Origin of the sequence: Solemya elarraichensis gill symbiont, from assembly GCF_002021095.1 — a bacterium.
GTDB lineage: Bacteria > Pseudomonadota > Gammaproteobacteria > Chromatiales > Chromatiaceae.
In genome coordinates, this window is record NZ_MPRK01000103.1 from 1 (window position 1) to 6,250 (window position 6,250).

Consider the following 6,250-nt stretch of genomic DNA (forward strand, 5'->3'; position numbering starts at 1 on the left):
CGTGTTCCAGGTCGTCATAGCAACCCATGGGTTCGTCGATACCAAACCCGCGCATGAAAGCGCCTACCGCTGAAGCCATACAGTGACGGGCGTTGGGTTCAAGGCTGTTGGAGCGGAAGCCGGCCTTGAGCAGTTTCGAGGCAGCATAGCCTTCCCATACAGTCCACTGGCCGGAGCCAAACATGCCGATGCCTTTCGGGCCTTTTTTGCGTGCCTGAATCCATTTATCCGCCATGGTCTGGAAAGCTTCTTCCCAGGATACAGCTTCGAATTTGCCATTCTTGTCGTATTTGCCATCGGTTTTACGCAGCAATGGCTGGGTCAGACGATCCTTTCCGTAAAGAATCTTCGGCAGGAAGTAACCCTTGATACAGTTCAAACCACGGTTAACCGGTGCATCCGGGTCGCCCTGAGAGGCAACCACTTTACCGTCTTTAACCCCCATCAATACGCTACAACCAGTACCACAGTATCGACAAGCGGCCTTGTCCCAGCGGATGCCGTCATCGCCTTCAGCGGCAACGGCTTCTTTGACACCAGGTATCGTGATACCCGCAACTGCTGCAGTAGTAGCGATTGCGTTGTTCTTGATAAATTCTCGCCTTGTTTGTTTCATCGTCTCTTTCTCCTAAGAAGATAGCCTCTTAAACTTCGTCTTCGTTATGGTGATAAATCATTGATGCAGAAATGACGCCTTCAAGTGTTTGTACCTTGTGCAATGCATCGGCCATTGCATTTTCGTCATCTTCTTCAAGGGTGATGACAACACGACCTTCATCACTCATGCCATGTACTTCAATGCCATTCACTGACAGCAGGCGCTCCCTGACTGCATCAAAATTCGTCGGTTGTGCGTGAACCAGTATTCCGCATATATTCATGCATATACCTCTAATAGTGAGCCCTGTTCCGTTGACCGGCTTTCGGAAACGGAGATTAAATTGATAGCTTGTACTGGACATGGGGCAACGCAAGCACCGCATCCGGTACATAATTCATAATCCAGTTGTAACTTCTGTTTTCCACCTACCTGTGGTCGAAACCGTATCGCTCGTTCGACACAACGGTCACCACAACTGCGGCAGTCAACGCCTGTAAAGTTCAGACATTTTTCTGAGACCTGCACTTTGAGCATCCAGGGTGCTTTATCGGCCTCGAATCTGTTTTTCTGCAGGGCACCGGTTTGACACTGTTCAACACAGTCGCCACAGAAAATGCATTCACCCTGTTGGAAATTGATTTGTGGGAAGCCGCCACGGCCTTTTTCAATGATCTGTTCCTTACAGGCAGACAGGCAGTCTGAGCAGCGGCTGCAAAGCTCTGCAAACTGCGCATCATCAATCGCCCAGGGTGGGCGAAATGCTGTCTTGTTGCCACGAAGAAACTGCATCCTGTTCATCGAGAAAAATCAGACCTCTTGCAATAGTCAAAATACCTGAATCCAGGCATTCCATTAGCTGACGACAGGCTATTAATAGCGCATAGGAAAAGAAAAGGCGTTACCAAATAGGGGGTAAGAAAAGTGTACCACAAAGGTGGTAGAGAGAGATTTAAGTTATTGTTTTAATTGAATATTAACGGGTTATTGTTTTCTAATATAGCTACTTATTCGCCAAATTATTTATGCTTTAATTGATCTGCATCAGTTAAATTAAGCAGCCAAACTGCAGCCTCTACCCGCGAGCGTAAATTTAACTTCTTCAAGATATGTTTAACATGGACTTTTACGGTAGCTGCAGAAATATCGAGGTTGGCCGCAATGACCTTGTTACTCTCGCCTTTGGCAATATGTTTCAGGATCTCTAACTCACGGTTGGTGAGGCCTGCCGAGGCCAGGTCGTCAATGTTGTTTTCATCGGAACGAAGTGCATAAACCAGCATCTGTGTCAGTTGATCACTGATGGCTATTTTTCCGTCGATCGCTTCATGAATTGATCCCAGCATATCTTCAGGCTCCATATCTTTGAGAAGATATCCGTCTGCACCACTGCGCAACGCAGCGACAATATCATCTTCATTATCGGAGACGGTCAGCATCAAGACGAGTGTTTCAATATTTGAGTATTTGATCGCTTTCAGGGTATCTATGCCATTGGTACCTTTCATGTCGATATCCAGTAACACAATATCGGGATTCGTCTGCATGACCAACTCCAGCCCCTGGATACCGTCAGCAGCCTCTCCAATCATTTGCAGGTTCTCATCCATATCGAGAAGATCAGCTATTCCTTTACGGTACAAAGGATGGTCATCAATACTGACAACTAAATGTGTTTCGTCCTGTTTCACTCTATCAACCTAAGTTTGAATGGAAAAAGTCAGTATTACTGCTGTTCCTTCGGAATGGGAAGGAGCTGTTTCAAGGTTGCCATTCAGTGAATGGCAACGCTCTTCCGTAATGGACAGCCCATAATGACAGAGACAGATCACACGGGCTTATCGGAAAATAATAAAGACACTTAATACTTGGTTATTCTAACAAATACAATAGGCACAATGATAATCAGTGACGTGGTTAAGTTAATGACCCACGTCGGTAAAATGAATGGATCAAAAATATCTCCGGGCATGTAAAGGATCGAACAGGTATGTCTTTGCTTCTCAAAAACGGTCGCCATTTCATTCGCTGCAATTTCGCAGGGCTCTTGTCTCTCCTGTGTCTGGTCATCGTGATTTCTTCCCCGGTGTGGGCTCAAAGCGGCTTTGAGGATCCGAACGATCCCGAGCTGTTTATCCCTTCGCAAAAAACGAATAACAGCTGGTTGGACGTCATCGGCCCCGGACACGGCCCTGTGCGCCGAAACTCGAGCAAATCAGACGTACACGAAGAGGTAAAGTCGTTCTACCACGCACGCTACTGTCTCAGTTGTCACGAGGGACAACAGAACAATCTGCATTACGCCCGCACTACCCTGGTCTGCCGGGACTGCCATATCTCCAAACCGGTCGCAGGTATACATAATCCCAAGGCGGCGGCTTTCGCCGAGCATCGCCACGAAAAGGTGTGTGCCAAGTGCCACGAAGGAGCAGGTCCCGGCATGGGCAGCTATGTCGTTCACGAAAAGCGACCCTGGTCACAACAGACCCGGGAAAAGAGTACTGATAGAACGTTTTACCCGCAGCGAACGGTGGATGCACACGGTCCTTGTTATCAGCTTCATGGCATTATCGGGAACCGGTGTGGCCTGGATGTACATCGAAACAGGACTGGGAGAAACCTTGGCATGGCCCTTTGGCGGGGGCGATGGCGCAGTATGGTTACACCGCCTGTTTGGTCTGTTCCTCATGACCGTTTTTACCGCCCACGTTGTCTACCTGGTTCGTTCAGCACTGGTCGGGAAGCGAGCTTATCTCAGCGGCCCGGACAGCCTGGTCTGGACCTGGAGCGACTTCAAAGCCGTACATCAGCATATGGCCTGGCTGTTTGGACGCAGGGAACACCCGGTATTTGACCGATGGTCCTGGTGGCAGAAGTTCGATTACTGGGCAGTTTGGTGGGGATTGCTTATCGTGGGGACGACCGGACTGGTGATGTTCGATTCAGTGCTGACCACTTCAGTATTGCCTGGCTAGATGATGAACGTGGCCCGTTGGGTGCACAAGATTGAAGCGATATTGGCCATGGCCCATATCTTCGTCGTCCACTTTTTCATCGAGAGCTACCGACCCAGTGCCTTTCCGTTAAACGCCCACATATTCCACGGTGCTGCAGAGCTAGAGGCACTGGAGAAGGAACACCCTGCCTGGATCGAGCGTATGCGGGCCGAGGGCAGACTCGAGGAACGCATCGTTACCCAGCCACCCCGAGCAGTACAAATCGCCTTTTTTGGCTTTGGTCTGTCCATGGTCGCCCTGGGCCTGCTTCTGTTGCTGGGCATGCTGTTCTTTGCTGTGGATTTGAGCTTATAGGATTGTAGATGAAAGAGACAAAAACGCCGGCTGAATAGCCGGCTTTTTTGTTTCGGCACAAAAACGCGCCGGATACTACAGGTTCGAGATTAACCGAGACCGTTGAAGATCTGGTCACGAATCTCGTCAACACCGCCAACACCGTTGATCTTGACGTAGTTGAGATCTTCATTTGAATAGAAAGCGATCAGGGGTTCAGTCTGGTCATGATAGATCTTCAGACGCTCCTTGACTGTTGCTTCCGAATCATCGTCACGCTGGATCAGGTCTTCACCAGTCTCGTCATCCTTGCCTTCAACCTTTGGCGGGTTGTAGATAACGTGGTAAGTACGACCAGAAGCCAGGTGTACGCGACGACCAGACATACGCTTGACGATTTCTTCATCAGGCACGTCGATCTCGACAACCGCGTCAACGCTGACGCCAGCTGCTTTCAGCGCTTCAGCTTGTGGAATGGTGCGTGGGAAACCGTCGAACAGGTAACCGTTTGCACAATCGTCTTCGGTGATGCGCTCTTTGACCATACCCATAATGATATCGTCAGAAACCAGACCGCCTTCATCCATAATTTTCTTTGCAGCTGCACCAAGCTCGGTGCCGGCCTTGACGTGTGCACGCAGCATATCGCCAGTTGAAATTTGAGGAATGTTGTATTTTTCCTTGATGTAATTGGCCTGTGTGCCCTTACCGGCACCAGGGCCGCCTAAAAGTATAACTCTCATTCAATGACTCCTTCAGTCGATTTAACCAGACAAGTGTGCCACAGTTTTGTGATTTCTCCCCATTGACACCCCGAATCGGGGAATTTATACCACTTATTGGGCAGCGCAACATTTGTTGCGACTGATCTTGCCTTTCGGTGAAAAGCATTGCAACATACAACGCAACGAAATAAATGATAAAAAAACGTGAATAATCATGGCTGACAAGGTCATAAATTACATAAATTCAAGCAAGCAGGGAGACCAGTGAAAGGAATAATCAGCCTGTTTATCACCCTGGTTGTCATCTGGCTCCTGCTCTCTGGCCATACCAATCCGTTGCTGCTGTCGCTAGGACTTGCCTCCATTCTCGTGACACTCTATATCGACCATCGCATGGATGTTGTCGATAAAGATGGGCAGCGCGTCAAATATCCTCTACGCATGGTTACCTATTTCCCGTGGCTGGTGTGGGAAATGGTCAAGACAAACATCGCCGTTGCCAGGATGATCCTTGATCCGAAAATGCCCATAAGCCCAAACCTGATTACAGTCAAAACAAGCCAGCCTGGAGATCTGGGCAAAACCATCTATGCAAACTCGATCACCTTGACGCCCGGTACCGTTTCAATGAGTGTCGATGGTGATGAAATCCTGGTTCACGCAATTGACAAGGAGACCGCCGATGATTTGATGACAGGTGAGATGGATCGTCGTGTTTCTTGTGTTGTGGGAGAGTGCTGAAGATGTTCACTGCCGCACTGGTTGCCGTTTCCGTTGCCATGCTACTCACACTGCTGCGCATGCTGCTCGGACCGACAGTCTATGACCGCATCCTCGCACTCAACAGCTTTGGCACCAAAACGGTTCTGGCTATTGCAGTCGTCGGATTCCTCGCCGGACGGCCGGACTTCCTCGACATCGCGCTTGTCTATGCACTGATCAACTTCATCGGCACTATCGCGGTTCTGAAGTTTTTCGAATATGGCACTCTCGGCGATGAAAACACGGAGGAGCCGGAATAATGCAACTGGTTACAGATATTCTCAGCTGGTTCTTTCTTCTCAGTGGCGGCTTTGCGGTTATTGTCGGTAGTTTCGGACTGATGCGATTCCCTGATTTTTACACACGCCTGCATGCTGCTGGCATTACCGATACTTTCGGCGCTGCCGCAATCCTGATCGGCCTCTCAGTCCAGGCCGGCCTTAGCCTGGTGACCGTCAAGCTGGTACTCATCACACTTTTTATCCTTCTGACCAGCCCGACCTCAACCCATGCACTGGCCAAGTCAGCCCTGCACGGCCAACTGAAACCACTGTTGAAAGAGGATGGAGGTGCATCATCGAACACGTGATCACCTACATGCTGCTGGCCTTCCTGGTTGTAATTGCATTTGCGGTTATCCACATGAGAGATCTGGTCGCGATTATCATGCTGGCTGGCATGTACAGTCTCATCACCGCGATCATATTCGTTGTCATGGATGCAGTCGATGTCGCCTTTACCGAAGCTGCTGTCGGTGCGGGCATTTCAACCGTGCTGATGCTGGCGACACTGAGCCTTACAGGCAAACGACGGCGTGAACCAAGACGGCGGCGCACATTAATACCGATCATCGTGGTAGTTCTGACAGGCGTGAC

11 protein-coding genes are annotated in these 6,250 nt (G+C 49.6%); 6 read left to right on the forward strand and 5 right to left on the reverse strand.

The features are described 5' to 3' along the window. The 4 genes from BOW51_RS06440 to narL all read right to left on the reverse strand — a co-directional run. Positions 1–616 (reverse strand): molybdopterin-dependent oxidoreductase (locus BOW51_RS06440; RefSeq protein ID WP_153039629.1); only part of this gene is annotated, 616 nt, incomplete at its 3' end. 28 nt (positions 617–644) lie between these two features. Further along, a complete protein-coding gene (locus BOW51_RS06445) occupies positions 645–881 on the reverse strand; it encodes a chaperone NapD (RefSeq protein WP_167367255.1) in 237 nt (78 codons plus the stop codon). Further along, complete coding sequence (napF, locus tag BOW51_RS06450; protein WP_078476978.1) at positions 878–1,399, reverse strand: ferredoxin-type protein NapF; 522 nt, start codon at positions 1,397–1,399, stop codon at positions 878–880. Before napF ends, BOW51_RS06445 begins: the two co-directional genes overlap by 4 nt. A gap of 218 nt (positions 1,400–1,617) precedes the next feature. Continuing rightward, the gene (gene narL / locus BOW51_RS06455; protein ID WP_078476979.1) at positions 1,618–2,289 is read right to left on the reverse strand and encodes a two-component system response regulator NarL; all 672 of its coding nucleotides are present in this window, start codon (positions 2,287–2,289) and stop codon (positions 1,618–1,620) included. A 759-nt stretch (positions 2,290–3,048) separates the two neighbouring features. Here narL and BOW51_RS06460 point away from each other — a divergent pair. Together BOW51_RS06460 and BOW51_RS06465 are read left to right on the forward strand one after the other, a co-directional pair. Continuing rightward, the gene (locus BOW51_RS06460; protein ID WP_078476981.1) at positions 3,049–3,573 is read left to right on the forward strand and encodes a cytochrome b/b6 domain-containing protein; all 525 of its coding nucleotides are present in this window, start codon (positions 3,049–3,051) and stop codon (positions 3,571–3,573) included. A 21-nt stretch (positions 3,574–3,594) separates the two neighbouring features. Next, the gene (locus BOW51_RS06465) at positions 3,595–3,909 is read left to right on the forward strand and encodes a hypothetical protein (RefSeq protein WP_135568108.1); all 315 of its coding nucleotides are present in this window, start codon (positions 3,595–3,597) and stop codon (positions 3,907–3,909) included. Positions 3,910–3,998: 89 nt separating this feature from the next. Here the strand turns inward: BOW51_RS06465 and adk are convergent, their stop codons facing one another. Continuing rightward, entirely contained in the window at positions 3,999–4,631 is a 633-nt protein-coding gene (gene adk, locus BOW51_RS06470; RefSeq protein WP_078476983.1) for an adenylate kinase, read from the reverse strand. A gap of 246 nt (positions 4,632–4,877) precedes the next feature. Here adk and BOW51_RS06475 point away from each other — a divergent pair, with 246 nt between their 5' ends. The 4 genes from BOW51_RS06475 to BOW51_RS06490 all read left to right on the forward strand — a co-directional run. Further along, the gene (locus BOW51_RS06475) at positions 4,878–5,354 is read left to right on the forward strand and encodes a Na+/H+ antiporter subunit E (protein ID WP_078476984.1); all 477 of its coding nucleotides are present in this window, start codon (positions 4,878–4,880) and stop codon (positions 5,352–5,354) included. A 2-nt stretch (positions 5,355–5,356) separates the two neighbouring features. Then, a complete protein-coding gene (locus tag BOW51_RS06480; protein ID WP_078476985.1) occupies positions 5,357–5,635 on the forward strand; it encodes an MrpF/PhaF family protein in 279 nt (92 codons plus the stop codon). Beyond that, positions 5,635–5,964, forward strand: a complete 330-nt coding sequence (gene mnhG / locus BOW51_RS06485; RefSeq protein ID WP_078476986.1) for a monovalent cation/H(+) antiporter subunit G — start codon at positions 5,635–5,637, stop codon at positions 5,962–5,964. The genes BOW51_RS06480 and mnhG overlap by 1 nt, the downstream gene beginning before the upstream one ends. A gap of 8 nt (positions 5,965–5,972) precedes the next feature. Further along, a partial coding sequence (locus BOW51_RS06490) for a hydrogenase subunit MbhD domain-containing protein (RefSeq protein WP_245828567.1) occupies positions 5,973–6,250 on the forward strand: 278 nt, incomplete at its 3' end.

What these genes read in the sequence shown, in the direction of transcription:
- BOW51_RS06460 (WP_078476981.1), top strand. Translation starts at nt 3,049, where the DNA reads ATGTCGTTCACGAAAAGCGACCCTGGTCACAACAGACCCGGGAAAAGA.
- BOW51_RS06480 (WP_078476985.1), top strand. Translation starts at nt 5,357, where the DNA reads ATGTTCACTGCCGCACTGGTTGCCGTTTCCGTTGCCATGCTACTCACA.
- napF (WP_078476978.1), bottom strand. Translation starts at nt 1,399, where the DNA reads ATGAACAGGATGCAGTTTCTTCGTGGCAACAAGACAGCATTTCGCCCA.
- BOW51_RS06445 (WP_167367255.1), bottom strand. Translation starts at nt 881, where the DNA reads ATGAATATATGCGGAATACTGGTTCACGCACAACCGACGAATTTTGAT.
- adk (WP_078476983.1), bottom strand. Translation starts at nt 4,631, where the DNA reads ATGAGAGTTATACTTTTAGGCGGCCCTGGTGCCGGTAAGGGCACACAG.
- mnhG (WP_078476986.1), top strand. Translation starts at nt 5,635, where the DNA reads ATGCAACTGGTTACAGATATTCTCAGCTGGTTCTTTCTTCTCAGTGGC.